Origin of the sequence: Streptomyces sp. ISL-94 (genome assembly GCF_018614075.1) — a bacterium.
Lineage (GTDB): Bacteria > Actinomycetota > Actinomycetes > Streptomycetales > Streptomycetaceae > Streptomyces.
The window spans coordinates 1-25,345 of the sequence record NZ_JAGGOZ010000125.1 but is presented as its reverse complement, the minus strand read 5'-3'; the positions used below and the strand labels follow the sequence as shown (position 1 = coordinate 25,345).

The window sequence follows — 25,345 nt, the reverse complement described above, 5'->3', positions numbered from 1 at the left end:
GGGCCGGAGGCTGGACACCAGCCACCGGCCCCCGCGCACATCCCCAGCGCAGCCGGAAAGCCAGAAAAGCCAGAAAGTAGGAATCAGCCGTGATTATGGGGTTCTCGATCGCCCTGATCGTCTTCAGCGCCCTGCTGATGCTGCTCGTGCTGATGCACAAGGGCAAGGGCGGCGGCCTTTCCGACATGTTCGGCGGCGGCATGCAGTCGTCGGTCGGCGGTTCCTCCGTCGCCGAGCGCAACCTGGACCGCATCACCGTCGTGGTCGGTCTGCTGTGGTTCGCGTGCATCATGGCGCTCGGCCTGCTGCTGAAGTCGAGCAGCTGACCGTTCTGGCCATTCCGGCAGTCCGGTGGGCAACGCCCGGCCTATCATGAGGTCCGCCGTCCAAGACTGGAACCAGTAACTCCGGTCAGTGGACGTGCGTTGGGCCTTACGTAGACTTGGGCGCCCGCGGCGGAAATTCCACTCACGCTCCGCGGCACCATCACGCAGGGAGTTACGACCGTGGCAAGTGGCAACGCGATCCGTGGTAGCCGGGTCGGAGCGGGGCCGATGGGTGAGGCCGAGCGCGGCGAGTCCGCGCCCCGCCTGCGCATCTCCTTCTGGTGCTCGAACGGGCACGAGACCCAGCCGAGCTTCGCCAGCGACGCGCAGGTGCCGGACACCTGGGACTGCCCGCGCTGCGGGTTCCCGGCCGGCCAGGACCGGGACAACCCGCCGGCGCCGCCGCGTACGGAGCCGTACAAGACGCACCTGGCGTACGTACGGGAGCGGCGTACGGACGCCGACGGCGAGGCGATCCTCGCCGAAGCCCTCGCCAAGCTCCGCGGCGAGATCTGAAGTCCGCCCGGCACGTGTGACCTGAGGCCCGGTCGCGCAGGAGTCTTCTCCTGTGCAACCGGGCCTCTTTGTGTGGGTTGCGCCGCTTGGGATCCCTTAGGTTGGAGAGTGGCGGGGCACGACAGGACGGAAGAAACGGGTTGATGTCCGAGATGAACGCAGATCAGGCCGCCGCGCGAAGCGCGTCAAACGAGGGTGGTGGCTGGCGACGGGTGGGACGTACGAAGCTCAACCGGACCGCGGAGTGGCTGGCGCTCGGCAAGCACCGGGAGGAATTCGGGCAGACGCATCTGCGGGAGCTGTTCGAGGAGAATCCGGGCCGCGGTACCGGCTACACACTGCGGGTCGGGGACCTGCACATCGACTACTCGAAGCACCTCGTGACCGACGAGACGCTGAGGCTGCTGCGCGAACTGGCCGCGGCGACGGGCGTGGCCGAGCTGCGCGAGGCGATGTTCCGCGGCGAGAAGATCAACACGACCGAGGACCGGGCGGTCCTGCACACGGCCCTGCGCGCACCGCAGGACGCCGTCGTCGAGGTGGACGGCGAGAACGTCGTCCCCGGCGTGCACGCCGTCCTCGACAAGATGGCGGCCTTCTGCGACCAGGTCAGGTCGGGGGAGTGGACCGGCTTCACCGGACAGCGCATCAGGAACGTCGTCAACATCGGCATCGGCGGCTCCGACCTCGGTCCGGCGATGGCGTACGAGGCCCTGCGGGCCTTCACCGACCGCGCGTTGACCGTGCGCTTCGTGTCCAACGTGGACGGCGCGGACCTGCACGAGGCCCTGCGGGACCTGGACCCGGCCGAGACGCTGTTCATCATCGCCTCCAAGACCTTCACCACGATCGAGACCATCACCAACGCCGAATCGGCGCGGGAGTGGCTGCTGGCGGGGCTGGGCGGGGACCAGGCGGCGGTGGCACGGCACTTCGTGGCGCTGTCCACCAACGCCGAGAAGGTCACCGGATTCGGCATCGATCCGGCCAACATGTTCGAGTTCTGGGACTGGGTCGGCGGACGCTACTCCTTCGACTCCGCCATCGGGCTCTCCCTGATGATCGCGATCGGCCCGGACGCCTTCCGCGAGCTGCTCGGCGGCTTCCACGCCATGGACCGGCACTTCCGCACGGCGCCGCCGGAGGAGAACGCGCCGCTGCTGCTGGGCCTGTTGGGCATCTGGTACGGCGCCTTCTTCGACGCCCAGTCGCACGCGGTGCTTCCCTACAGCCACTACCTCTCCCGCTTCACCGCGTACTTGCAGCAGCTGGACATGGAGTCCAACGGCAAGTCCGTGGACCGCGACGGCAATCCGGTGGAGTGGCAGACCGGACCGGTGGTGTGGGGCACGCCCGGCACCAACGGGCAGCACGCCTACTACCAGCTGATCCACCAGGGGACGAAGGTGATCCCCGCCGACTTCATCGGCTTCGCACACCCGGTGGCGGAGCTGGGAACCGCCTTGGCGGCCCAGCACGACCTGCTGATGGCGAACTTCTTCGCGCAGACGCAGGCGCTGGCCTTCGGCAAGACGGCGGGCGAGGTGCGGGCGGAAGGCGCCCCGGAGTCGCTGGTCCCGCACAAGACCTTCCAGGGGAACCACCCCACGACGACCATCCTGGCGACCGAGCTCACCCCGGCGGTGCTGGGGCAGCTGATCGCGCTCTACGAGCACAAGGTGTTCGTCCAGGGCGCGGTGTGGAACATCGACTCCTTCGACCAGTGGGGCGTGGAGCTCGGCAAGGTCCTCGCCAAGCGGGTCGAGCCGGCGCTGACGGAGGGCGCGGACGTACCGGGCCTGGACGCCTCGACGAAGGCTCTGGTGGCCACGTACCGGGAGCTGCGCGGCCGCGGCTGACGATCGGCGCGTACGGACGGCAGAGCGCCCCGCACCTCGAAGGTGCGGGGCGCTTCCGCCCTGTGCGCTACGCGTCAGGCCGAGGCGGGCGGGTACATCCCGGAGGGGAGCTTGGCCGCCGCCGTCCGGTCCAGGAGCCACAGGGTGCGGGAGCGGCCGTACGCCTCCGCGGCCGGGGCCTGGATGCCCCCGGCGCCGCCGAGTGCGATGGCCACCGCGCCGGCCTTGTCCTCGCCGGCGGCCAGCAGCCACACCTCACGGGCCGCCCGGATGGCCGGGAGGGTCAGCGAGATCCGGGTGGGCGGGGGCTTCGGTGCGCCGTGCACGCCGACCACCGTGCGCTCGCTCTCGCGCGCCGCCGGGTGCTCCGGGAAGAGGGAGGCCACGTGCGTGTCCGGGCCCACGCCCAGCATCAGCACGTCGAAGCGGGGGACCGGGCCGTGGTCCTCCGGGCCGGCCGCCCGCGCGAGTTCGGCCGCGTACGAGGCCGCCGCCGCGTCCACGTCGGTCCCGTACGGGCCGTCCGAGGCCGGCATGACGTGGACCCGGGCCGGGTCCACGGGCACGGCGTCCAGGAGGGCCGCACGGGCCTGCATGTGGTTGCGCTCGGGGTCGTCGGCGGGGACGTACCGCTCGTCGCCCCACCAGAGGTCCAGCCGGGCCCAGTCGACGGCGTCCCCGGCCGGGGCGGCGGCGAGCGCGGCGAGGAGGCCGTTGCCGTTGCGTCCGCCGGTGAGGACCACGGATGCGGTGCCGCGGGCCGTCTGTGCGTCCACGATCTTCGTGATGAGCCGGGCTGCCGCGGCCTGGGCCATCAGCTCTTTGTCCCGGTGGACGACGACCTGGGGAGTCGTCATACCCATGTGCTGCCGCCTTTTGTGTAGTGCCGATGCGGGGCGGGGGTGCCGCTGCGCGGAGCCGTTCCCCGCCCCTTCCCGAAACTGGGGCTCCGCCCCAGACCCCGCGCCTCAAACGCCGGCGAGGCTGAAATTGTCAGCCTGTCCGGCGTTTGAGGACCGGGTCCGGGCGGAGCCCGGTTTCGGGAAGGGGCGGGTTGGGGAAAGCCCCGCAGGGCCCGGTTACTTGGCCGCGGCCTTCTTGGCGGCCTTGGGGGCCGGCTTCGGGGGCGCCGGGGCGGACTCCCCGGCGTCGGCGTCGGCGTCGGCCTCGGCCGGAGCCGGCTTCGGGGCCGCCTCGGCCGGGGCGGGGGCCGGGGATGACTCCAGACGGGTCACGCCGAACTTCAGCGAGGCCTCGTACGTGTTGTCCGGGTCCAGGCGGCGCAGCTCCTCCGCGAGGAGCTCGGCCGTCTCGCGGCGCTTCAGCGCCACCGCACGGTCGGGCTGCCCCGGCATGCACAGCGTGGCCAGCGCCCCGTCCGCCCGGTCCAGGACGATCGCGCCGTCCTTGGTCTCCAGGCGTACGGCCGTGAGACCCGGCCCCGAGGACAGGGTGCGCTGGACGGGCACGCCGAGCCGGTCCGCCAGCCACATGGCCAGCAGTTCGCAGCTCGGGTTCTCGTCCTCGCCCTCGACGAGCGCCGAGACCACCGACACCCGCTGCTGGTCCAGCGCGGCCGCCAGCATGGAGCGCCACGGCGTGATCCGGGTCCAGGACAGGTCCGTGTCCCCGGGGGCGTACGCCGCCGCCCGCTTGGCGAGTGCCCCGATCGGGTTCTCGCAGGAGTACGTGTCGGTGATCCGGCGCTGGCCCAGCGCCCCCAGCGGGTCGCCCGCCAGGTCCGACGGGGCGCCGTCCGGCCACCAGACGACCACGGGGGCGTCCGGCAGGAGCAGCGGGAGAACCACCGACTGGGCGTGGTCGACCAGATCGCCGTGAAGGCGGAGCACAACCGTTTCGCCGCTGCCGGAGTCCGCCCCGACGCGGACTTCCGCGTCGAGACGGGCATCGCGGCGGCTGCGCGGCGAGCGGCTGACCCGCTTGATGACGACGACGATCCGCGAGGGGTGTTCGTGGGACGCGTCGTTCGCCGACTTGAGCGCGTCGTACGCGTTCTCCTCGTCGGTCACGATCACCAGCGTGAGGACCATGCCGATGGCCGGCGTGCCGATGTCCCGGCGTGCCTGCACCATCGCGGCATTGATCTTGCTGGAGTTGGTCTCCGTGAGGTCGATCTTCATGGCCGGCGCCAGCTCCGTCCGTCTCGTGCGAGCATCTCGTCCGCCTCGACCGGCCCCCAGGTGCCCGCCGGGTACTGCGCGGGCTTGCCGTGCTTGTCCCAGTACTCCTCGATCGGGTCGAGGATGTTCCAGGACAGTTCGACCTCCTGGTGGCGCGGGAAGAGGTTCGCGTCGCCCAGCAGGACGTCGAGGATCAGCCGCTCGTACGCCTCGGGGCTCGACTCCGTGAAGGACTCGCCGTAGGCGAAGTCCATGGTGACGTCCCGGACCTCCATGGAGGTGCCGGGGACCTTGGAGCCGAAGCGGACCGTCACGCCCTCGTCCGGCTGGACCCGGATGACCAGGGCGTTCTGCCCCAGCTCCTCGGTCGCGCCCGACTCGAACGGCAGGTACGGGGCCCGCTTGAAGACCACCGCGATCTCCGTCACCCGGCGGCCCAGGCGCTTGCCCGTCCGCAGGTAGAAGGGGACGCCCGCCCAGCGGCGGTTGTTGATCTCCAGGCGGATGGCCGCGTAGGTGTCGGTCTTCGACTTGGGGTCGATCCCGTCCTCTTCGAGGTACCCGACGACCTTCTCGCCGCCCTGCCAGGCCGCCGCGTACTGGCCGCGCACGGTGTGCTTGCCCAGGTCTTCCGGCAGCTGCACCGCCGTCAGGACCTTCAGCTTCTCGGCCACCAGCGCCTTGGGGTGGAATGAGCCGGGCTCCTCCATCGCCGTCAGCGCCAGCAGCTGCAGCAGGTGGTTCTGGATGACGTCGCGGGCCGCGCCGATGCCGTCGTAGTAGCCGGCCCGGCCGCCGATGCCGATGTCCTCGGCCATGGTGATCTGCACGTGGTCGACGTACGACCGGTTCCAGATCGGCTCGAACATGGTGTTGGCGAAGCGGAGCGCCAGGATGTTCTGGACGGTCTCCTTGCCGAGGTAGTGGTCGATCCGGAAGACCTCGTCACGGGGGAAGACCTCGTGGACGACCTTGTTGAGCTCCTCGGCGCTCTTCAGGTCGTGGCCGAAGGGCTTCTCGATGACGGCACGCCGCCAGGAGCCCTCCTTCTGCGCCAGGCCGTGGTCCTTGAGCTGCTGGACCACCTTGGGGAAGAACTTCGGGGGGACGGACAGGTAGAAGGCGAAGTTGCCGCCGGTGCCCTGCGCCTTGTCCAGCTCCTCGATCGTGGCCTTCAGGGTTTCGAAGGCCGCGTCGTCGTCGAAGTTGCCCTGCACGAACCGGCAGCCCTGCACCAGCTGCTGCCAGACCTCCTCGCGGAACGGCGTGCGCGAGTGCTCCTTGACGGCCTCGTACACCTCCTGGGCGAAGTCCTCGTGCTCCCACTCGCGGCGGGCGAACCCGATGAGCGAGAAGCCCGGCGGGAGCAGACCGCGGTTGGCCAGGTCGTAGACGGCAGGCATCAGCTTCTTGCGCGACAGGTCACCCGTAACGCCGAAAATGACCAGGCCGGACGGCCCCGCGATGCGCGGGAGCCGCCGGTCCTGTGCGTCACGAAGCGGGTTCGCTCCGTTTCCAGACAAGGTGTTCAGGCCTCCGTGGGGGCGAGGCGCTCAAGCTCCGCCTCGGTCGACTTCAGCAGGTCGTTCCAGGACGCCTCGAACTTCTCGACGCCCTCGTCTTCGAGCAGCTGCACCACATCGTCGTACGAGATGCCCAGCTTCGCGACCGCGTCGAGCTCGGCGCGCGCCTGCTCGTAGGTGCCGCGCACCGTGTCACCAGTGATCCGGCCGTGGTCGGCGGTGGCCTCCAGGGTGGCCTCCGGCATGGTGTTCACCGTGTTCGGGGCGACCAGGTCGTCCACGTACAGGGTGTCCTTGTACGCCGGGTCCTTGACGCCCGTCGAAGCCCACAGCGCGCGCTGCTTGTTGGCGCCGACACGCTCCAGGGCGGTCCAGCGGTCCGAGGAGAAGACCGCCTCGTACGCCTCGTAGGCCAGACGGGCGTTGGCGAGCGCCGCCTTGCCCTTGAGGGACTTCGCCTCGTCGGTGCCGACGGCGTCCAGGCGCTTGTCGATCTCGCTGTCCACGCGGGACACGAAGAAGGAGGCGACCGAGTGGATCAGGGAGAGGTCCAGGCCGGCGGCCTTGGCCTTCTCCAGACCCGCCAGGTACGCGTCCATGACCTCGCGGTAGCGCTCCAGCGAGAAGATCAGCGTGACGTTGACGCTGATGCCCTTGCCGATGACCTCGGTGATCGCCGGCAGGCCGGCCTTGGTCGCCGGGATCTTGATGAGCGTGTTCGGGCGGTCCACCAGCCAGGCGAGCTGCTTGGCCTCGGCGACGGTCGCCGCGGTGCTGTGGGCCAGGCGCGGGTCGACCTCGATCGACACGCGGCCGTCCTGGCCGTCGGTGCGGTCGTAGACCGGGCGCAGGATGTCGGCGGCGTCGCGGACGTCCGCCGTGGTGATCATGCGCAGGGCCTCCTCCACGGTGACCTTGCGGGCGGCGAGGTCGGTGAGCTGCTGCTCGTAACCGTCACCGCTGCTGATCGCCTTCTGGAAGATCGACGGGTTGGTGGTGACACCGACCACGTGCGACTGGTCGATGAGCTCCGCCAGGTTGCCCGACGTGATGCGCTTGCGGGACAGGTCGTCGAGCCAGATCGCCACGCCCTCGTCGGAGAGGCGCTTGAGTGCGTCTGTCATGGGAATTGCATCTCCTACTGGTCTTGTACCGGCGTCAGCGGGCGGTGGCCGAGAGGCCACGCGCTTCATCGAGAGAAGCCTTCGCGGCGGCGGTCACGGCCTCGGCGGTGAAACCGAACTCGCGGAACAGCACCTTCGCGTCGGCGGAGGCGCCGAAGTGCTCCAGCGACACGATGCGGCCCGCGTCGCCCACGTAACGGTGCCAGGTCAGGCCGATGCCCGCCTCGACCGCGACGCGCGCCTTGACGGAGGGCGGCAGGACGCTGTCCTTGTACGCCTGGTCCTGCTCCTCGAACCACTCGACGGACGGCATCGAGACCACACGGGCCGCGATGCCCTCGGCCTGCAGTGCCTCGCGGGCGGCGACGGCGAGCTGGACCTCGGAGCCGGTGCCGATGAGGACGACCTGCGGCTCTCCGCCGTCCGCCTCGAAGAGCACGTAGCCGCCCTTGGCGGCGTCCTCGTTGCACTCGTAGGTCGGCACGCCCTGGCGGGTGAGCGCCAGACCGTGCGGGGCGCCCTTGCCGAACACCTTGGTGTGGCGCCTCAGGATCTCGCGCCAGGCGACGGCGGTCTCGTTCGCGTCGGCCGGGCGGACCACGTTCAGCCCCGGGATGGCGCGCAGCGAGGCCAGGTGCTCGACCGGCTGGTGGGTCGGGCCGTCCTCGCCGAGGCCGACGGAGTCGTGCGTCCACACGTACGTCACCGGCACGTGCATCAGCGCGGACAGGCGGACGGCGTTGCGCATGTAGTCGGAGAACACCAGGAAGGTGCCGCCGTAGATGCGGGTGTGGCCGTGCAGGGCGATGCCGTTCATGGCCGCGGCCATGGCGTGCTCGCGGATGCCGAAGTGGATGGTGCGGCCGTACGGGTCGGCCTCCGGCAGCGGGTTGCCCACCGGCAGGAACGAGGAGTCCTTGTCGATGGTCGTGTTGTTGGAGCCGGCCAGGTCGGCCGAGCCGCCCCACAGCTCCGGGATGACCGCGCCGAGCGCCTGGAGCACCTTGCCGGAGGCGGCGCGGGTGGCGACGCCCTTGCCGGCTTCGAAGACGGGGAGCTTGTCCTCCCAGCCCGCGGGCAGCTCGTTGGCGTTGATGCGGTCGAACTCGGCGGCGCGCTCCGGGTTGGCGGTGCGCCAGGCGGAGAAGTCCTTCTCCCACGCGGCCTTGGCCTCGCGGCCGCGGTCGAGTGCCTTGCGGGTGTGGGCGATGACCTCGTCGGAGACCTCGAAGGTCTTCTCCGGGTCGAAGCCGAGGACGCGCTTGGTGGCCGCGACCTCGTCGTCGCCGAGCGCCGAGCCGTGCGCCGCCTCGGTGTTCTGGGCGTGCGGGGCCGGCCAGGCGATGATCGAGCGCATCGCGATGAAGGAGGGGCGCTCGGTCTCGGCCTTGGCGGCCTGGAGGGCCTTGTACAGCGCCTTCGGGTCGAGGTCGCCGTTCTCCTGCTGCGCGACGCGCTGGACGTGCCAGCCGTACGCCTCGTAGCGCTTCAGGGTGTCCTCGGAGACGGCCGTCTCGGTGTCGCCCTCGATGGAGATGTGGTTGTCGTCCCACAGAAGCACCAGGTTGCCGAGCTTCTGGTGGCCGGCCAGCGCGGACGCCTCGTGGGAGATGCCCTCCTGGAGGCAGCCGTCGCCCGCGATCGCGTAGATCATGTGGTCGAACGGGGAGGAGCCCTGGGGGGCCTCCGGGTCGAACAGGCCGCGCTCGTAGCGGGCGGCCATGGCCATGCCCACCGCGTTGGCGATGCCCTGGCCCAGCGGGCCGGTGGTGGTCTCGACGGCGGCCGTGTGGCCGTACTCCGGGTGGCCGGGGGTCTTGGAGCCCCAGGTGCGGAACGCCTCGAGGTCGTCCAGCTCCAGGCCGAAGCCGCCCAGGTAGAGCTGGGTGTAAAGGGTGAGGGACGAGTGCCCCGCGGAGAGCACGAAGCGGTCGCGGCCGACCCACTCATGGTCCGCCGGGTCGTGCCGCATCACCTTCTGGAAGAGGGTGTACGCGGCGGGGGCCAGGCTCATCGCCGTACCGGGGTGGCCGTTTCCGACCTTCTGGACCGCGTCAGCGGCCAGGATGCGGGCGGTGTCGACGGCCCGCTGGTCCAGTTCGGTCCACTCGAGCTCTGTGGTGGTCGGCTTGGTGCTCACCGTTGGTCAGGGCTCCTCTCCACATGTCTGTTCCCGGTGACGGACGGTCGCACCGGCGCGATTCCGAGCCTACCCCCGCGACGGCGTGCAGCTATTCGAGTGCCCACACTCCGTCACTGCGCCGCCGGCCGGTGTTCACCTGACAGCCCGCTCCGATCGGCCCAACACGAAGCGACCCCCGCGCAGGGCGACGTAAGCGCAACGTCTAGAGTGGCGTGGTACGTGCAAGCCTTGACCGGGCCCCCATTCCTTGTGTGGCCTGAGCCGGAGCTTGCTGGATTCTCTGTCAGGGGTGTGCGTGACGGCCGTCGAATCCCGTCCAGCGGGGGTGCTCGGGACGAGCCCCGGTCACCGGCCGTTCGGGGCCCGGGCCATGGCTTTCGTGGCTTTGACCAAGCCTCGGATCATCGAACTTCTGCTGATCACCACAGTGCCGGTGATGTTCCTCGCGGAGCAGGGCGTGCCGTCCCTCTGGCTGGTTCTCGCCACCTGTTTTGGCGGATACCTGTCGGCGGGCGGCGCCAACGCGCTGAACATGTACATCGACCGCGACATCGACGCACTGATGGACCGGACCTCGCAGCGCCCGCTGGTGACCGGCATGGTCAGCCCGCGTGAGTGCCTCGTCTTCGGCATCACCCTCGGAGTGGTCTCCACCCTCTTCTTCGGCCTGCTGATCAACTGGCTGTCGGCCGCCCTCGCGCTCGGCGCGCTCCTCTTCTACGTCGTGGTCTACACGATGCTGCTGAAGCGGCGCACCGCCCAGAACATCGTCTGGGGCGGGATCGCGGGCTGCATGCCGGTCCTCATCGGCTGGTCCGCAGTCAAGGACGAGGTCTCCTGGGCCGCGGTCATCCTCTTCCTCGTCATCTTCTTCTGGACGCCGCCGCACTACTGGCCGCTGTCGATGAAGGTGAAGGACGACTACGCGCGGGTCGGCGTGCCGATGCTGCCGGTCGTGGCCGGCAACCGGGTCGTGGCCCGCCAGATCGTCTTCTACAGCTGGGTGATGGTGGCGGTCTCGCTGCTGCTGACCCCGCTGGGGTACACCGGCTGGTTCTACACGGCGGTCGCGCTGCTCGCGGGCGGCTGGTGGCTGTGGGAGGCGCACGCGCTGCATGCGCGGGCCAAGGCGGGCGTGACGGGCGCGAAGCTCAAGGAGATGCGCTTGTTCCACTGGTCGATCACCTATGTGTCGCTGCTCTTCGTGGCGGTGGCCGTGGATCCCTTCCTCCATTGATTACTCGCCGGTAGCATGCCATTCATGGCAGACACCGCAGACAGCGCAGACTCCGCAGGCACCGCAGGCGCCGCGGACAAGAAGAAGGACCGTACGGCGGCCAGGCTGGCCAAGCAGATCGGCGCGTTCGCCAAGCAGCACGGCGGCGCCGAGGGCCAGCTCGCCCACATCGGCCAGGCCGGCACCCGCATCGTGCTCGTCGGCACGGACGGCGGCTGGGGCGACCTGGTGGCCCCGAGCTTCGCCGTGGCGCAGCTGGCCGCCGAGAAGGCCGGCCTGACCCTCCACGAGGAGTTCGACGGGGAGTTCGCCGCGCGCGTGCGGACCGGCCCGTACGAGTGGACGCGGATGGCGGGCATCCAGCTGGGCGGCCCCGAGAACCCGGCGGCCTGACCCCTCCCCCTCCCTGAGGCGGCCGCTCGGTCAACAGCGCGAGCAACACCTCGCACCCCGCTCACCCGTTAGGACGTGTGGAAGCCCCTTCCTCACGTCCGCAACGGGATGCCCGGATGATCGAAACGCCGCCCCTGGTGGACCAGTACTGCCACGGATTCCTCCGTACGGAGCTGGGCCTGGCCACCTTCGAGGCCCAGCTGATCCGCTCGGCCGGCCCGCCCGCCCCGGGCACCACCTTCTTCGACACGCAGACCGGCTTCGCGGTGCGCCGCTGGTGCCCGCCGCTGCTGGGGCTGGAACCGCACGCCGCCCCCGCCCACTATCTGGCCCGGCGGCGCGAGCTGGGCGCGGCCGAGTCCGCGCGGCGGCTGCTGCGGGGCTCCGGGGTGGGCGCCTACCTCGTCGACACGGGCCTGCCGGGGGACCTCGCCGGACCCAAGGAGCTGGCGCTGGCCGGGGAGGCCGAGGCCTTCGAGGCGGTCCGGCTGGAATTACTGGCCGAGCAGGCCGCCGATACCTCCGGCACGGTGCCCGCCTTCCTCGCCAACCTCGCCGAGGCCGTGCACCACGCCGCCAGCGGGGCCGCCGCCTTAACCTGCGGCGCCGCCGCGGGATCCGCCGCCGCCCGCGCGCCCGAGCCGCCCGATCCGGGCGGGGTGGGCGGGGCGGCCGGGCGCTGGCTGGCCCGGCGGGCCCGGGGCGGGGCCGTGGACGACCCCGTACTCCTGCGGCACCTGGTGTGGAGCGCGGTGGCGTCCGGGCTGCCGCTCCAGCTGCACACCGGCGGGGCGGATCCGGCCCGGCTGACGGAGTTCGTACGGGCCACCGCGGGTCTGAGCACGCGGCTGGTCCTGCTCGGCGGGTACCCGTACCACCGGCACACGGCAGGGCTGGCCGCGGCCTTCCCGCACGTGTACGCCGATGCCGGCGCGGCCCTCGGGGCGACCGGGGCGCGGGCCGCGGCGGTCCTGGCCGAGTCGCTGGAGCTCGCGCCGTTCGGGAAGCTGCTGTTCTCCAGCGGCGGCCGGCGGCTGCCCGAACTGCACGCGGTGGGCGCCCTGGTGTTCCGGGAGGCGCTGGGCCGGGTCCTGGGCGGCTGGGTCGCCGACGGGTCCTGGACCTGGCGGGACGCGGACCGGGTGGCCGCCATGGTCGCGGCGGGCAATGCCCGCCGCGTCTACCGGCTGGACGAGCGGGGCTAGACCCGGGCTGGACCGTGTCCCGGGGCTGTGTCCCGCGACTCAGACCGTGGAGAGCTGCGCGTCGCCCTGGGCCGGGAGCTCCGCCTGCTCGGCCGGCCGCTCGCGCAGGCTCAGCGCGACCCGGACCACCGAGATCCACACCAGGCAGGAGCCGAGCATGTGGGCGGCGACGAGGAGCTCGGGCAGGTCGGTGAAGAACTGCACGTAGCCGATGCCGCCCTGCGCGAGCAGCACGATCAGCAGGTCGCGGGCGCGGGCCCGGGTGTCGACGGGGGCGTCCACCACGCGCAGCACCAGCCACATCGCGACGGCCAGCGCGCAGACCAGCCAGGCGGCGATCGCGTGCACGTGGGCGGTGGCCGCCCAGTCGAACGGCATCCGCCTGATCTCGCTGCTGTCGCCGGCGTGCGGGCCCGAACCGGTGACAACCGTGCCCGCCGCGATCAGCACGAGCGTGGTGGCGAGCATCGCCCACGACAGCTTGCGCACCGGGCCGGGAACGCGCGGCCGCGGCGCGGTGTCACCCTCGCCGGTGCGCTGCCAGGTGACGGTGGTCACGGTGATCAGCGAGGTGGCGAGCAGGAAGTGCCCGGCCACGCTGTACGGGTTGAGCCCCGTCAGGACGGTGATGCCGCCGAGGACCGCGTTGCCCATCACGAGGGCGAACTGGAACCAGCCGAGCTTCGTCAGCGAGTGCCGCCAGGGCTTCGCGGAGCGGGCGGCGAGGATGATCCCGCCGACGGCCGCGCACAGGACGTACGTCAGCATGCGGTTGCCGAATTCGATGGCTCCGTGGAAGCCCTGCGCCTGCGTCACGATCAGGCTGTCGTCGGTGCACTTGGGCCAGGTGTCGCAGCCGAGACCGGATCCGGTCAGCCGCACCGCACCGCCGGTGACGACGATGGCCACGCTCATGAGGAGCGCGGCGAACGCGGCGCGCCGGACGGTCCGGGGTGACGGAGTCCAGCGACTGGCGATGTATGCGAATGGGTTCAACACGGCCCCTATCGTAGGCGCCGCCTTGTGCAAAGTTTCACGAGGGGGTGGGCGCTGGGGCGTCGGGGCCGGCGGCCAGCCGGAACCTCGCCCGGCCGGGTCGCCCTCCGCGTGCCACCACAGGTGGATCCGCCAGTGCCCGCCGTCGCCCGGGTACTGTGCCGAGCCCGCGAACCCGCGTACCACTTCGGCCCCTACGTCCTGGGCCGTCCGGTTTCGCACTTCTGCGGCGCTGTGCCACGGAGGGGCCTGTACGGTCCACAGCCCGTCAGGGCCGCGCACCTCGACGCGCCACACCGCGAGCCAGGGGGTCACCTCCAGCATCGTGCCCACCTGCTCGGCGCCCAGGTGCAGCCGGGCCGCGATCTCGGACTCCGTGACCCCCTGGATGCGGGCGGCCACCACCGCCTGGGGCAGCAGGCGTTCGGGCAGCAGCCCCTGGGCGCGCAGGCGGACCAGGGAGTCGAAGGACAGGAAGCGCAGGCGCAGTTCCAGCTGGTGGCCGATGTGGTCGATGGCCTCCTCGGCCTCCTGGGCCGCCTCCGCGCCGGGGTTCGCGAGCAGCAGCTGCCGGAAGTCGGACTTCGCGTCCACCGCCCAGGCCACCGCGTCCTCGGCGAAACCGAGCTCCGCGAGGCGGTCGCCCAGGAACACCTTGGCCTGGGCCAGGCCCCTGCGGTTGACCGGGTCGTGCTGGTCCAGTCCCGACCACACCCCGACGGCGGTCCGGGTCAGGTCACGGGCGCGCTCGCCGGCCGCCCGCTCCATGGCGCTCGGACCGTCCGAGGCGGCCGGGCCCAGCGGATACCTCGGCAGCCGGTCCTCGTCGCTCAGCGGCCAGGACAGCCACACCCCGTGGTTGATCAGCCCGCGGGCGTACCAGCGGGCGAACTCGGGGGAGTGGGCGGCCGCGCGCTCGGAGCTGCGCAGCCCCTCCTCGATGGTGGCCAGCGTGCTCGCGCGGTCCCCTTCGGCAAAGCGCAGGGCGGCGCGGTCGGCGAGGCGCAGGCCCAGCAGGGCGGTGCACTCGGGGTCGTCGGGGAACGCGCGCAAGGCGCCGATCAGCTCGTCGAGCAGCCGCTCGCGCTCCTGCGGCTCCGCGTGCGCGGCCCCCGCGCGCACCCGTGCCCATTGCCCGTCCAGCCGCAGAACGGCCTCTCGCTGCGCCATGCCCGCCCCCCGGCGTCGTGGTCCGCGCACCTCATGGGTGAAGGCGTCCATAGTCGCGGGCGAGCCGGCCCCGGCGGAAGGGTTTCATTCCCAGCGGAACAGCCGCGCCGCGGCGCCCAGGCCCAGTACGGCCCAGCCCGCCAGCACGGCCGCGTCGCCCCACGGCAGCGCGGCCCCGTGCTGGAGCACCTCGCGCAGCCCGTCGGACAGGGCCGAAATGGGCAGCAGCCCGAGTACCGACTGCACGGCGCCCGGGAACTTCTCCAGCGGCACGATCACCCCGCCGCCGACCAGCAGCAGCAGGAACACCAGGTTGGCGGCGGCCAGGGTCATCTCGGCCTTGAGGGTGCCCGCCATCAGCAGCCCCAGCCCGGAGAACGCGGCGGTCCCGAGCAGGAGCAGCGCGGCCACCGACAGGGGGTTCCCGTGCGGGGACCAGCCCAGCGCGAAGGCGATCACCGTCAGCAGGGCGACCTGGAGCACCTCGGTGACCAGCACGGACAGGGTCTTGGCGGCCATCAGCGCCCAGCGCGGCAGCGGGGAGGCCCCGAGCCGCTTGAGGACCCCGTAGCGGCGGTCGAAGCCGGTGGCGATGGCCTGGCCGGTGAAGGCGGTGGACATCACGGCGAGCGCGAGGATGCCGGGGGCCAGGAAGTCGACGGACTTCTCGGAGCCCCCCTCCTGCAGGGGCACCGCCACGATGTCCACGGCCGAGAACAGGACCAGCAGCAGCGCCGGGATGATCACGGTCAGCAGCAGCTGCTCCCCGTTGCGCAGCAGCATCCGGGTCTCCAGAGCCGTCTGCGCGAGGATCATGCGGGAGACGGGGGCCGCCCCCGGCCTGGGAGTGAACGTACCGGCGCTCATGCGCGCAGCTCCTTGCCCGTGAGCTCCAGAAAAACGTCTTCGAGGGTGTGCCGCTCCACCGAGAGGCTGTCCGGCATCACGCCGTGCTGCGCGCACCAGGAGGCGACGGTGGCCAGCAGCTGCGGGTGCACGTCGCCGGTCACCCGGTAGACGCCCGCGGTGAGCTCCGCGGCCCGGGTGCCGTCGGGCAGCGCCTTCAGCAGCGAGGCCAGGTCGAGGGAGGGGCGGCCGGTGAACCGCAGGGTGTTCTCGGCGCCGCCGCGGCAGAGCTGCTCGGGGCTGCCGTGGGCGATGACCCTGCCCGCGTCCACGATGGCGACCTCGTCGGCGAGCTGCTCGGCCTCGTCCATGTGGTGGGTGGTGAGTACGACGGTGACCCCGTCGGCGCGCAGTTCCCGTACGAGCTCCCAGGTCGCGCGGCGGGCCTGCGGGTCCAGCCCGGCCGTGGGCTCGTCCAGGAAGACCAGCTCGGGGCGGCCGACCACGGCCATGGCCAGGGCGAGGCGCTGCTGCTGGCCGCCGGAGAGCCTGCGGTAGGCGGTGCGGCCGCAGCTGCCGAGGCCGAGGCGTTCCACCAGCGTCTCGACGTCGAGGGGGTGGGCGTACAGCTTGGCCATGTGGCGCAGCATCTCGACCGCGCGGGCCCCGGAGTAGACGCCTCCGGACTGGAGCATCACGCCGATCCGGGGGCGCAGCGCCTCGGCCTGGGCGACGGGGTCGAGGCCGAGGACGCGGACGGTGCCGGCGTCGGGGCGGTGGTAGCCCTCGCAGGTTTCCACCGTGGTCGTCTTGCCCGCGCCGTTGGGACCGAGGACGGCGGTGACCGAGGCGCTCCGAACGGTGAGGCCCAGGCCGTCCACCGCTGTCTTGGGTCCGTACCGCTTCACCAGTCCGCGGATCTCCACGGCGGGGTCGTTGCTCATGGGGGTTGAGTCTACGGAGGCGTGAAAGGGGTCCGGAGTCCCGGGGGCGGGGTGCCCGGGCTTCGACACCGCGTCGCGAATACGGCTGTTTCAGCCCGGTGGCCGTGGAGGGGTCAGCCGCTTTCGGTGATCCTTTCCGGGCCCTGATCTTTACCGTGGCGGGAAACGCCGGGAGCGGAGGTGTGCAGGTGGGAGCCCTTTACCGGCTCACCGGAGGTGCTCGGCGCGACGCGGAGTGTTCCCCTCCGCATAACTCTGCGTAGATAGATTAGGTAACCCTTAGTGATAGAGGCCACCAGGAGTGGCTTCCGTCACGGCTTGTCGGGGCTCGGCTAATTACGCAACAATGGCGTTGTGAAATACGGCGAACGGCAGAACGAGGCCCCCCAGGGGGAGCTCGCCACCGGGGAGCGGTCAACCCGCAACCGCGTGGCGCGCTCGATCCTGGACCACGGCCCGTCCACCGTCGCCGACCTCGCCCAGCGTCTCGGCCTCACCCAGGCCGCCGTCCGCCGCCACCTCGACACGCTCGTCGCCGACGACGTGGTCGAACCCCGTGAGCAGCGTGTGTACGGCGCACGCACCCGGGGTCGGCCCGCCAAGGTCTTCGCGCTGACCGACTGCGGCCGCGACGCCTTCGACCAGTCCTACGACACGCTCGCCGCGGACGCCCTGCGCTGGATCGCGCAGTCCGTCGGCGGAGGCGCACAGGGAGAGGCGGCGGTCGCCGCCTTCGCCCGGTCGCGGATGGAAGCGCAGGCGCGCAGCTACCGGGAGGCCGTCGAGGCGGCCGCCCCGGCGGGGCGCACGGAGGCCCTGGCCAAGGCGTTGACCGCGGACGGGTACGCTGCTACGGCGAAGAGCGCTCCCGGTCCGCACAGCGGTGAACAGCTCTGCCAGCACCACTGCCCGGTCGCGCATGTCGCCGAGCAGTTCCCGCAGCTCTGCGAGGCGGAGACCGAGGTCTTCTCCCGCCTGCTCGGGACGCATGTGCAGCGACTCGCGACGATCGCCCACGGCGACGGGGTGTGCACGACCTTCATTCCGCGCAGCGCGAGCGCCACACAGACCGACACATCAGTATCTGCAAGTACGGCCGGGAGGAACCCCGCATGACCACGGAGACTGCTCACCCTGAGCTCGATGGCCTGGGCACCTACGAATACGGCTGGGCCGACTCCGACGCGGCCGGTGCCGCTGCCAAGCGGGGTCTGTCCGAGGAAGTCGTCCGCGACATCTCGGCGAAGAAGTCCGAGCCCGAGTGGATGCTGAACCTCCGCCTCAAGGGTCTCAAGCTCTTCGACCGCAAGCCCATGCCGAACTGGGGCTCCGACCTCTCCGGCATCGACTTCGACAACATCAAGTACTTCGTGCGCTCCACCGAGAAGCAGGCCGCTTCCTGGGAGGACCTGCCCGAGGACATCAAGAACACGTACGACAAGCTCGGCATCCCGGAGGCGGAGAAGCAGCGCCTCGTCGCCGGTGTCGCGGCCCAGTACGAGTCCGAGGTCGTCTACCACCAGATCCGCGAGGACCTGGAGGAGCAGGGCGTCATCTTCCTCGACACGGACACCGCGCTCAAGGAGCACCCGGAGCTCTTCCAGGAGTACTTCGGCACGGTCATCCCGGTCGGCGACAACAAGTTCGCCTCGCTGAACACCGCCGTGTGGTCGGGCGGCTCGTTCATCTACGTCCCCAAGGGCGTCAAGGTCGACATCCCGCTCCAGGCCTACTTCCGTATCAACACGGAGAACATGGGCCAGTTCGAGCGGACGCTGATCATCGTCGACGAGGACGCCTACGTCCACTACGTCGAGGGCTGCACCGCCCCGATCTACTCCTCGGACTCGCTGCACAGCGCCGTGGTCGAGATCATCGTGAAGAAGGGCGGCCGCTGCCGCTACACGACCATCCAGAACTGGTCGAACAACGTCTACAACCTGGTCACCAAGCGCGCCGTGGCGTACGAGGGCGCGACCATGGAGTGGATCGACGGCAACATCGGTTCCAAGGTCACCATGAAGTACCCGGCCGTCTACCTGATGGGCGAGCACGCCAAGGGCGAGACCCTGTCCATCGCCTTCGCGGGCGAGGGCCAGCACCAGGACGCCGGCTCCAAGATGGTCCACATGGCGCCGAACACCTCCTCGAACATCGTCTCGAAGTCGGTGGCCCGGGGCGGCGGCCGCACCTCGTACCGAGGCCTGGTCGAGATCGGCGAGGGCGCCCACGGCTCGAAGTCCAACGTGCTGTGTGACGCGCTTCTGGTCGACACGATCTCCCGCTCGGACACGTACCCCTACGTGGACGTCCGCGAGGACGACGTCTCCATGGGCCACGAGGCCACGGTCTCCAAGGTCTCCGACGACCAGCTCTTCTACCTGATGAGCCGCGGTCTGACGGAGTTCGAGGCCATGGCCATGATCGTGCGCGGCTTCGTCGAGCCCATCGCGCGTGAGTTGCCCATGGAGTACGCCCTGGAGCTGAACCGGCTGATCGAGCTGCAGATGGAGGGCTCGGTCGGCTAGTCCGCCGCCCGCCCTGCATCCCGCACATCCTTTGACGTACGTAGGAAGAGAGCAAGACGACAGCCATGGCTGAGGCTCAGAACATTCCGGCGGGTTCGACCACTGCCGGCGCGATCGCGGTGGCCGCCGAGTCCACCGTCGCCACCCGGATGAGCGCCCCCCCGTCCTTCGACGTGGCGGACTTCCCCGTGCCCCACGGGCGCGAGGAGGAGTGGCGCTTCACCCCGCTGGCGCGCCTGCGTGGGCTCCACGACGGCACCGCGGTCGCCAACGGCACCATGAAGGCCCAGATCGACGCGCCCGAGGGCGTCACCGTCGAGTCGGTGGAGCGCGGCGACGCGCGCATCGGCAAGGCGGGCACCCCGGTGGACCGGGTCGCCGCCCAGGCGTTCTCGTCCTTCGCCAAGGCCACCGTCGTGACCGTGCCCAAGGAGCAGGTACTGACCGAGCCGGTGCGCGTCACGCTGCACGGCGAGGGCGGCACCACCTTCGGCCACACGGTCTTCGACGTGCAGGCCTTCGCCGAGGCGGTCATCGTCATCGACCACACCGGTGACGGCGTGCGCGCCGCCAACGTCGAGTTCCTCGTCGGCGACGGCGCCAAGCTCACCGTGGTCTCCGTGCAGGACTGGGACGACACCGCCGTCCACTGCTCCCAGCACAACGCCCTGGTCGGCCGCGACGCGACCTTCAAGTCGATCGTGGTCACCTTCGGCGGCGACCTCGTACGCCTCCACCCGCGCATCAGCTACGCAGGCCCCGGCGGCGAGGCCGAGCTCTTCGGCCTGTACTTCACGGACGCCGGCCAGCACCAGGAGCACCGCCTCCTGGTCACGCACGACGCCCCGCACTGCAAGTCGAACGTGGTCTACAAGGGCGCGCTCCAGGGCCAGGACGCCCACGCCGTCTGGATCGGTGACGTGCTCATCGAGAAGACCGCCGAGGGCACCGACACCTACGAGATGAACCGCAACCTCGTCCTCACGGACGGCGCGCGGGTCGACTCGGTGCCGAACCTGGAGATCGAGACCGGCGAGATCGTCGGCGCCGGACACGCCTCCGCGACCGGCCGTTTCGACGACGAGCAGCTCTTCTACCTGCAGGCCCGCGGCATCCCGGCCGACGAGGCCCGCCGTCTGGTCGTGCGCGGGTTCTTCGCCGAGCTCGTCCAGCAGATCGGTGTCGCGGACATCGAGGAGCGCCTGCTCTCCAAGATCGAGACCGAGCTCCAGGGTTCCGTCTGATGAATTACGTCAAGGCCTGCGCGCTGAGCGAGCTGGAGGAGAACACCCCGAAGCGGGTGGAACTCGACGGCACGCCGGTGTCCATCGTCTCCACCGACGGGGAGGTGTTCGCGATCAACGACATCTGCTCGCACGCGAACGTCTCCCTCTCGGAGGGCGAGGTCGAAGACTGCATGATCGAGTGCTGGCTGCACGGGTCGGCCTTCGACCTGCGCACCGGCAAGCCCTCCGGTCTGCCCGCGACGCGACCTGTCCCCGTATACCCCGTAAAGATCGAAGGGGACGACGTGCTCGTCTCCCTCACCCAGGAGTCCTGAGGTATCCATGGCAACGCTTGAAATCCACGACCTGCACGTCTCCGTCGAGGCCGAGCACGGCGCCCGCGAGATCCTCAAGGGCGTCGACCTCACCGTCAAGCAGGGTGAGACGCACGCCATCATGGGTCCGAACGGCTCCGGCAAGTCCACGCTGGCGTACTCGCTGGCCGGTCACCCGAAGTACACCATCACCGGTGGCACCGTGACCCTCGACGGCGAAGACGTCCTGGAGATGTCCGTCGACGAGCGCGCCCGCGCCGGCCTCTTCCTCGCCATGCAGTACCCGGTCGAGGTCCCCGGCGTCTCGGTCTCCAACTTCCTGCGCACCTCGGCCACCGCGATCCGCGGCGAGGCCCCCAAGCTGCGTACCTGGGTGAAGGAGGTCAAGTCCGCGATGGAGCAGCTCCAGATGGACCCGGCCTTCGCCGAGCGCAACGTCAACGAGGGCTTCTCCGGCGGTGAGAAGAAGCGCCACGAGATCCTCCAGCTGGAGCTCCTGAAGCCGAAGATCGCGATCCTCGACGAGACCGACTCCGGCCTGGACGTCGACGCCCTGCGCGTCGTCTCCGAGGGTGTCAACCGCGTCCGCGAGACCGGTGAGGTCGGCACCCTGCTGATCACCCACTACACGCGCATCCTGCGCTACATCAAGCCGGACTTCGTGCACGTGTTCGCGAACGGCCGCATCGCCGAGTCCGGCGGCGCCGAGCTCGCCGACCAGCTCGAGGCCGAGGGCTACGACAAGTACGTGAAGGGTGGCGCGACCGCGTGACACAGCTGCCTGGCCTCCTCGACACCGAGGCGATCCGCAAGGACTTCCCCCTTCTGGATCGCGTGGTCCATGACGGGAAGAAGATCGTTTATCTGGACAACGCGGCGACTTCGCAGAAGCCGCGCCAGGTGCTCGACGCGCTGAACGAGTACTACGAGCAGCACAACGCCAACGTCCACCGCGGCGTGCACGTGCTCGCCGAGGAGGCCACGGCGCTGTACGAGGGCGCTCGCGACAAGGTCGCCGCCTTCATCAACGCACCGAGCCGCAACGAGGTGATCTTCACCAAGAACGCCTCGGAGTCGCTCAACCTCGTCGCGAACATGCTCGGCTGGGCCGACGAGCCCTACCGGGTCGACCGCGAGACCGAGATCGCCATCACGGAGATGGAGCACCACTCCAACATCGTGCCGTGGCAGCTGCTCGCGCAGCGCACCGGCGCGCAGCTGAAGTGGTTCGGCCTCACCGACGACGGCCGGCTCGACCTGTCCAACATCGAAGAGGTCATCACGGAGAAGACGAAGATCGTCTCCTTCACGCTGGTCTCCAACATCATGGGCACGGTCAACCCGGTCGAGGCGATCGTCCGGCGAGCCCAGGACGTCGGCGCCCTCGTGCTGATCGACGCCTCCCAGGCCGCTCCCCACATGCCGCTGGACGTACAGGCGCTCGGCGCCGACTTCGTGGCCTTCACCGGCCACAAGATGTGCGGCCCGACCGGCATCGGCGTCCTCTGGGGCCGCCAGGAGCTCCTGGAGGACCTGCCTCCGTTCCTCGGCGGCGGCGAGATGATCGAGACCGTGTCGATGCACGCCTCGACCTACGCCCCGGCGCCTCACAAGTTCGAGGCGGGTACGCCCCCGATCGCCCAGGCCGTCGGCCTCGGCGCGGCCGTGGACTACCTGACCGCGATCGGCATGGACAAGATCGCCGCGCACGAGCACGCGATCACCGAGTACGCGCTCAAGCGCCTCTCCGAGGTGCCCGACCTGCGGATCATCGGCCCCACCACGGCCGAGGACCGCGGCGCGGCGATCTCCTTCGTGCTCGGCGACATCCACCCGCACGACGTCGGTCAGGTGCTGGACGAGCAGGGCATCGCGGTCCGCGTGGGACACCACTGCGCGCGCCCCGTCTGCCTGCGCTACGGAATTCCGGCGACGACGCGAGCGTCTTTCTATCTGTACTCCTCTCCGGCCGAGGTCGACGCACTGGTCGACGGGCTGGAGCACGTACGGAACTTCTTCGGCTGACGGACGAGGCGACGAGGACGCAGTGAAGCTGGATTCGATGTACCAGGAACTGATCCTGGACCACTACAAGCACCCGCACGGGCGTGGCCTGCGCGACGGCGATGCCGAGGTGCACCACGTCAACCCGACGTGCGGCGACGAGATCACGCTGCGCGTGAAGTACGACGGCGAGACGCTCACCGACGTCTCCTACGAGGGCCAGGGCTGCTCCATCAGCCAGGCCAGCGCGTCCGTGCTGAACGAGCTGCTGGTCGGCAAGAACCTGGCCGAGGCGCAGAAGATCCAGGCTGTCTTCCTGGAGATGATGCAGTCCAAGGGCAAGATCGAACCCGACGAGGCCATGGAGGAGGTGCTGGAGGACGCGGTCGCGTTCGTCGGCGTCTCCAAGTATCCGGCGCGTGTGAAGTGTGCTCTGCTGAGCTGGATGGCGTGGAAGGACGCGACCGCCCAGGCTCTGGGCGATGCGGAGAGGAAGACGGCATGACCGAGAACGCGACGCCCGAGGCGTCGATCAAGCCGGCCACCGAGGAAGAGGTCCGCGAGGCCCTCTACGACGTGGTCGACCCCGAGCTGGGCATCGACGTCGTCAACCTGGGCCTGATCTACGGCATCCACGTCGACGACGCGAACATCGCCACCCTCGACATGACGCTGACCTCGGCGGCCTGCCCGCTGACGGACGTCATCGAGGACCAGGCGAAGTCGGCGACGGACGGCATCGTCAACGAACTTCGGATCAACTGGGTCTGGATGCCCCCGTGGGGCCCGGACAAGATCACGGACGATGGCCGCGAGCAGCTGCGCGCGCTCGGCTTCAACGTCTGATCGACGCCTTGATGTGAGGGCCCCCGGCACTGTCGTGCCGGGGGCCCTCCTTGTTCTCCGGGCGGACGAGCTGCGTGCACTCGGGGTGGGCCACAGGCCACCGATGAGCGTGCTGGGGCTGTACGACCGTTCCGGCCGACCGCCGATCCCGGCGGTCTGGTTCACCCTGGGGTGAGCGCCGGTTCGCGGCGCAGCAGCCGGTCCATGTAGAGCAGGCCCGAGGCCGGTTGGGGGAGGGTCAGGAGCAGGGCCGGGGCGAGCAGGGAGCCGAGCACGCCGAACCGCGACTGGACGGCGTACGCGGCGCTCAGCGCGAGCACCCCGGCCGGGACCGTGATGCCGAGGGTCCGCCACCAGGCCCCGCGCACCAGGCGGGCCGAGCGGCGCAGGGCCGCCACCGGGCCGAGCTCCTCGTACCCGGCGGCCGTGGGCGCCAGGGCGAAGAGGACCCCGAGCCAGATCGCGACCGGGGCGAGGGGCAGCACGGCAAGCGGCGGGAGACCCGCGGCCAGAGCTACCGCGCCGGGGCCCGCGGCGGCGAGCAGCGCCAGCAGCCGGGCCCCGCACACGGCCGGGACCCGGGGCCCGGCGGCCCGCAGCAGCCCGAGCGCGGTGACGGGCCGCCCCAGCACGGCCGGCCGGAGCAGCGCCGCGGCCAGGGCGGTGGCCAGCGCCCAGCCGAAGAGCAGGAAGAGGGCGGTGGCGGGGAGGAGGGTGTAGACGAACACCCGGCTGCCGGCGGTGCGCGTGAGGGAGGCGAGGGTGGCCGCCCCGGCAACGGCGGCGAGCACGAGCAGCCCGGCCAGCTGGCCGAGGAGCAGCGCGCCGAGCAGCCGGCCCCCGTACCGGCCCAGGATGGTCAGGGCGCCGCCGAGGATGTCCCGCGGCCACAGCGGGCGCAGGGGTATCACCCCCGGCCGCGGAGGCTGCGGGGGCAGCCGGCCGACGCCCCGGTGGGTCCAGTGCTGCGCCATGGGCGGGCCCCTCTCCGCTGGAGGCCGACAGGGTAGCGCCGCGGGGCTCAGGAGTCCCGGGTCGTGCGTGTGTACGGGTGTACGCATCGATGTGTACAGTCGTACGCATGCCTTACGTACTGCTTGCCGCGGCCATCGCCGCCGAGGTCGCCGGGACCACCGCCATGAAGTACAGCGACGGCTTCACGAAGCTGTGGCCTTCGCTGGGCACGCTGCTGGGCTACGTCATCGCCTTCACCCTGCTCGCGCAGACGCTGAAGTCGATGTCGGTCGGCACGGCGTACGCGATATGGGCCGGGGTCGGGACCGCCGCCATCGCCGCCATCGGCATGGTGTTCCTGGGGGAGGCGGCGACCGCCGCGAAGATCGCCGGGATCCTCCTGGTGATCGGCGGGGTGGTCCTGCTGAACCTCGGCGGTGCGCACTGATGGCCCCGGCCGCACGGCGCTACGACCCCGACCGGCGCCAGCGGATCATCGACGCGGCGATCCGGGTGGTGGGGGCCAAGGGCATCGCGGGGCTGAGCCACCGCAGCGCCGCGGCGGAGGCCGACGTACCGCTCGGGTCGACGACGTACCACTTCAAGACGCTCGACGACCTGCTGGTCGCGGCGCTGCGCCAGGCGAACGAGGGCTTCGCCCGGGCGGTCGCGGACTCCGCCGCGCTGGCCGCCCCGGACGCGGACCTGGCGGGGGCGCTGGCCCGCCTGCTGGGCGAGTTTCTGGCGGCGGACCGGGGAGGCCGGGCGGAGCTGGAGTACGAGCTCTACCTGGCGGCCCTGCGGCGCCCGGCGCTACGGCCGGTGGCCGCGGAGTGGTGCGAGGCTGCGGCCGCGGCGCTGGCCGCGCGGACGGATCCGGTGACGGCGCGGGCGCTGGTGGCCGTGATGGACGGCATAGGCCTCCAGGTCCTGCTGACGGACGTCGCGTACGACGAGCGGTACGCGCGCGAGGTCCTGGGCCGGGTCCTGCGTCCTGCCTAGTGCTGCTGGCCGGAAAGGTTTGCCGGG

At 70.8% G+C, this 25,345-nt stretch carries 25 protein-coding genes; 16 read left to right on the top strand and 9 right to left on the bottom strand.

Annotated features, from left to right (window positions below):
* Positions 1-95 precede the first annotated feature (95 nt).
* The 3 genes from secG to pgi all read left to right on the top strand — a co-directional run bounded on the left by secG (position 96) and on the right by pgi (position 2,701).
* Positions 96-326 (top strand): preprotein translocase subunit SecG, encoded by a 231-nt coding sequence (gene secG / locus J7E94_RS31855; protein WP_215020308.1) that lies wholly within the window; start codon positions 96-98, stop codon positions 324-326.
* A 180-nt stretch (positions 327-506) separates the two neighbouring features.
* Complete coding sequence (locus tag J7E94_RS31850) at positions 507-842, top strand: RNA polymerase-binding protein RbpA (protein WP_007263454.1); 336 nt, start codon at positions 507-509, stop codon at positions 840-842.
* Positions 843-985: 143 nt separating this feature from the next.
* Positions 986-2,701, top strand: a complete 1,716-nt coding sequence (gene pgi / locus J7E94_RS31845; RefSeq protein ID WP_374224523.1) for a glucose-6-phosphate isomerase — start codon at positions 986-988, stop codon at positions 2,699-2,701.
* A gap of 74 nt (positions 2,702-2,775) precedes the next feature.
* On the opposite strand, the gene pgl is transcribed toward pgi, so the two are convergent.
* The 5 genes from pgl to tkt all read right to left on the bottom strand — a co-directional run bounded on the left by pgl (position 2,776) and on the right by tkt (position 9,629).
* Positions 2,776-3,558 carry a 6-phosphogluconolactonase gene (gene pgl, locus J7E94_RS31840; protein ID WP_215020300.1) on the bottom strand — a complete coding sequence of 261 codons (783 nt, stop codon included), beginning with the start codon at positions 3,556-3,558 and terminating at the stop codon, positions 2,776-2,778.
* Between the two features lie 222 nt (positions 3,559-3,780).
* Positions 3,781-4,842: a glucose-6-phosphate dehydrogenase assembly protein OpcA gene (gene opcA, locus J7E94_RS31835; RefSeq protein WP_215020299.1), complete on the bottom strand. Its 1,062-nt coding sequence runs from the start codon at positions 4,840-4,842 to the stop codon at positions 3,781-3,783.
* The gene (gene zwf / locus J7E94_RS31830) at positions 4,839-6,365 is read right to left on the bottom strand and encodes a glucose-6-phosphate dehydrogenase (protein WP_215020298.1); all 1,527 of its coding nucleotides are present in this window, start codon (positions 6,363-6,365) and stop codon (positions 4,839-4,841) included. Before zwf ends, opcA begins: the two co-directional genes overlap by 4 nt.
* A 5-nt stretch (positions 6,366-6,370) precedes the next feature.
* A complete protein-coding gene (gene tal, locus J7E94_RS31825) occupies positions 6,371-7,489 on the bottom strand; it encodes a transaldolase (protein WP_215020297.1) in 1,119 nt (372 codons plus the stop codon).
* A 34-nt stretch (positions 7,490-7,523) separates the two neighbouring features.
* The gene (tkt, locus tag J7E94_RS31820) at positions 7,524-9,629 is read right to left on the bottom strand and encodes a transketolase (RefSeq protein WP_215020296.1); all 2,106 of its coding nucleotides are present in this window, start codon (positions 9,627-9,629) and stop codon (positions 7,524-7,526) included.
* A 292-nt stretch (positions 9,630-9,921) separates the two neighbouring features.
* Here tkt and J7E94_RS31815 point away from each other — a divergent pair, with 292 nt between their 5' ends.
* From J7E94_RS31815 to J7E94_RS31805, 3 genes are all read left to right on the top strand, one after another.
* The gene (locus tag J7E94_RS31815) at positions 9,922-10,869 is read left to right on the top strand and encodes a heme o synthase (RefSeq protein WP_215020307.1); all 948 of its coding nucleotides are present in this window, start codon (positions 9,922-9,924) and stop codon (positions 10,867-10,869) included.
* Between the two features lie 24 nt (positions 10,870-10,893).
* Positions 10,894-11,262, top strand: coding sequence for a hypothetical protein (locus J7E94_RS31810; protein WP_215020295.1), 369 nt, complete (start codon positions 10,894-10,896; stop codon positions 11,260-11,262).
* A gap of 116 nt (positions 11,263-11,378) precedes the next feature.
* Complete coding sequence (locus J7E94_RS31805; protein ID WP_215020294.1) at positions 11,379-12,467, top strand: amidohydrolase family protein; 1,089 nt, start codon at positions 11,379-11,381, stop codon at positions 12,465-12,467.
* 39 nt (positions 12,468-12,506) lie between these two features.
* On the opposite strand, the gene J7E94_RS31800 is transcribed toward J7E94_RS31805, so the two are convergent.
* The 3 genes from J7E94_RS31800 to J7E94_RS31790 form a co-directional block, all read right to left on the bottom strand.
* Positions 12,507-13,496 carry a heme A synthase gene (locus J7E94_RS31800; protein ID WP_215020306.1) on the bottom strand — a complete coding sequence of 330 codons (990 nt, stop codon included), beginning with the start codon at positions 13,494-13,496 and terminating at the stop codon, positions 12,507-12,509.
* Positions 13,497-14,717: 1,221 nt separating this feature from the next.
* Positions 14,718-15,500 (bottom strand): ABC transporter permease, encoded by a 783-nt coding sequence (locus J7E94_RS31795; RefSeq protein ID WP_215020293.1) that lies wholly within the window; start codon positions 15,498-15,500, stop codon positions 14,718-14,720.
* Positions 15,497-16,423 (bottom strand): ABC transporter ATP-binding protein, encoded by a 927-nt coding sequence (locus J7E94_RS31790; protein ID WP_215020292.1) that lies wholly within the window; start codon positions 16,421-16,423, stop codon positions 15,497-15,499. The genes J7E94_RS31795 and J7E94_RS31790 overlap by 4 nt, the downstream gene beginning before the upstream one ends.
* Positions 16,424-16,777: 354 nt before the next feature.
* Between J7E94_RS31790 and J7E94_RS31785 the strand changes: the two genes are divergently transcribed.
* From J7E94_RS31785 to J7E94_RS31750, 8 genes are all read left to right on the top strand, one after another.
* Entirely contained in the window at positions 16,778-17,539 is a 762-nt protein-coding gene (locus J7E94_RS31785; RefSeq protein ID WP_215020291.1) for a metalloregulator ArsR/SmtB family transcription factor, read from the top strand.
* Positions 17,536-18,951, top strand: coding sequence for a Fe-S cluster assembly protein SufB (gene sufB, locus J7E94_RS31780; RefSeq protein WP_215020290.1), 1,416 nt, complete (start codon positions 17,536-17,538; stop codon positions 18,949-18,951). The genes J7E94_RS31785 and sufB overlap by 4 nt, the downstream gene beginning before the upstream one ends.
* Positions 18,952-19,016: 65 nt before the next feature.
* The gene (gene sufD / locus J7E94_RS31775; RefSeq protein WP_215020289.1) at positions 19,017-20,195 is read left to right on the top strand and encodes a Fe-S cluster assembly protein SufD; all 1,179 of its coding nucleotides are present in this window, start codon (positions 19,017-19,019) and stop codon (positions 20,193-20,195) included.
* Positions 20,195-20,512, top strand: coding sequence for a bifunctional 3-phenylpropionate/cinnamic acid dioxygenase ferredoxin subunit (locus tag J7E94_RS31770; RefSeq protein ID WP_030027083.1), 318 nt, complete (start codon positions 20,195-20,197; stop codon positions 20,510-20,512). Before sufD ends, J7E94_RS31770 begins: the two co-directional genes overlap by 1 nt.
* 7 nt (positions 20,513-20,519) lie before the next feature.
* Complete coding sequence (gene sufC / locus J7E94_RS31765) at positions 20,520-21,284, top strand: Fe-S cluster assembly ATPase SufC (protein ID WP_215020288.1); 765 nt, start codon at positions 20,520-20,522, stop codon at positions 21,282-21,284.
* A complete protein-coding gene (locus J7E94_RS31760) occupies positions 21,281-22,537 on the top strand; it encodes a cysteine desulfurase (protein ID WP_215020287.1) in 1,257 nt (418 codons plus the stop codon). The genes sufC and J7E94_RS31760 overlap by 4 nt, the downstream gene beginning before the upstream one ends.
* 22 nt (positions 22,538-22,559) lie before the next feature.
* Entirely contained in the window at positions 22,560-23,021 is a 462-nt protein-coding gene (gene sufU / locus J7E94_RS31755; RefSeq protein WP_215020286.1) for a Fe-S cluster assembly sulfur transfer protein SufU, read from the top strand.
* Positions 23,018-23,362 (top strand): metal-sulfur cluster assembly factor, encoded by a 345-nt coding sequence (locus tag J7E94_RS31750; RefSeq protein ID WP_215020285.1) that lies wholly within the window; start codon positions 23,018-23,020, stop codon positions 23,360-23,362. The genes sufU and J7E94_RS31750 overlap by 4 nt, the downstream gene beginning before the upstream one ends.
* 161 nt (positions 23,363-23,523) lie before the next feature.
* Here J7E94_RS31750 and J7E94_RS31745 read toward each other — a convergent pair whose 3' ends face one another.
* Positions 23,524-24,336 (bottom strand): hypothetical protein, encoded by an 813-nt coding sequence (locus tag J7E94_RS31745; RefSeq protein WP_215020284.1) that lies wholly within the window; start codon positions 24,334-24,336, stop codon positions 23,524-23,526.
* Between the two features lie 107 nt (positions 24,337-24,443).
* Between J7E94_RS31745 and J7E94_RS31740 the strand changes: the two genes are divergently transcribed.
* Positions 24,444-24,764 (top strand): multidrug efflux SMR transporter, encoded by a 321-nt coding sequence (locus J7E94_RS31740; RefSeq protein ID WP_215020283.1) that lies wholly within the window; start codon positions 24,444-24,446, stop codon positions 24,762-24,764.
* On the top strand, positions 24,764-25,318 hold the full coding sequence (locus tag J7E94_RS31735; protein WP_215020282.1) for a TetR/AcrR family transcriptional regulator: 555 nt from the start codon (positions 24,764-24,766) through the stop codon (positions 25,316-25,318). The genes J7E94_RS31740 and J7E94_RS31735 overlap by 1 nt, the downstream gene beginning before the upstream one ends.
* Positions 25,319-25,345: the final 27 nt, after the last annotated feature.

Excerpts from the sequence above, each read along its gene's own strand:
- secG (WP_215020308.1), top strand. The coding sequence starts at position 96 with ATGGGGTTCTCGATCGCCCTGATCGTCTTCAGCGCCCTGCTGATGCTG.
- pgi (WP_374224523.1), top strand. The coding sequence starts at position 986 with ATGTCCGAGATGAACGCAGATCAGGCCGCCGCGCGAAGCGCGTCAAAC.
- pgl (WP_215020300.1), bottom strand. The coding sequence starts at position 3,558 with ATGACGACTCCCCAGGTCGTCGTCCACCGGGACAAAGAGCTGATGGCC.
- opcA (WP_215020299.1), bottom strand. The coding sequence starts at position 4,842 with ATGAAGATCGACCTCACGGAGACCAACTCCAGCAAGATCAATGCCGCG.
- tal (WP_215020297.1), bottom strand. The coding sequence starts at position 7,489 with ATGACAGACGCACTCAAGCGCCTCTCCGACGAGGGCGTGGCGATCTGG.
- J7E94_RS31810 (WP_215020295.1), top strand. The coding sequence starts at position 10,894 with ATGGCAGACACCGCAGACAGCGCAGACTCCGCAGGCACCGCAGGCGCC.
- J7E94_RS31805 (WP_215020294.1), top strand. The coding sequence starts at position 11,379 with ATGATCGAAACGCCGCCCCTGGTGGACCAGTACTGCCACGGATTCCTC.
- J7E94_RS31795 (WP_215020293.1), bottom strand. The coding sequence starts at position 15,500 with ATGAGCGCCGGTACGTTCACTCCCAGGCCGGGGGCGGCCCCCGTCTCC.
- J7E94_RS31790 (WP_215020292.1), bottom strand. The coding sequence starts at position 16,423 with ATGAGCAACGACCCCGCCGTGGAGATCCGCGGACTGGTGAAGCGGTAC.
- sufB (WP_215020290.1), top strand. The coding sequence starts at position 17,536 with ATGACCACGGAGACTGCTCACCCTGAGCTCGATGGCCTGGGCACCTAC.
- sufD (WP_215020289.1), top strand. The coding sequence starts at position 19,017 with ATGGCTGAGGCTCAGAACATTCCGGCGGGTTCGACCACTGCCGGCGCG.
- J7E94_RS31770 (WP_030027083.1), top strand. The coding sequence starts at position 20,195 with ATGAATTACGTCAAGGCCTGCGCGCTGAGCGAGCTGGAGGAGAACACC.
- sufC (WP_215020288.1), top strand. The coding sequence starts at position 20,520 with ATGGCAACGCTTGAAATCCACGACCTGCACGTCTCCGTCGAGGCCGAG.
- J7E94_RS31750 (WP_215020285.1), top strand. The coding sequence starts at position 23,018 with ATGACCGAGAACGCGACGCCCGAGGCGTCGATCAAGCCGGCCACCGAG.
- J7E94_RS31745 (WP_215020284.1), bottom strand. The coding sequence starts at position 24,336 with ATGGCGCAGCACTGGACCCACCGGGGCGTCGGCCGGCTGCCCCCGCAG.
- J7E94_RS31740 (WP_215020283.1), top strand. The coding sequence starts at position 24,444 with ATGCCTTACGTACTGCTTGCCGCGGCCATCGCCGCCGAGGTCGCCGGG.
- J7E94_RS31735 (WP_215020282.1), top strand. The coding sequence starts at position 24,764 with ATGGCCCCGGCCGCACGGCGCTACGACCCCGACCGGCGCCAGCGGATC.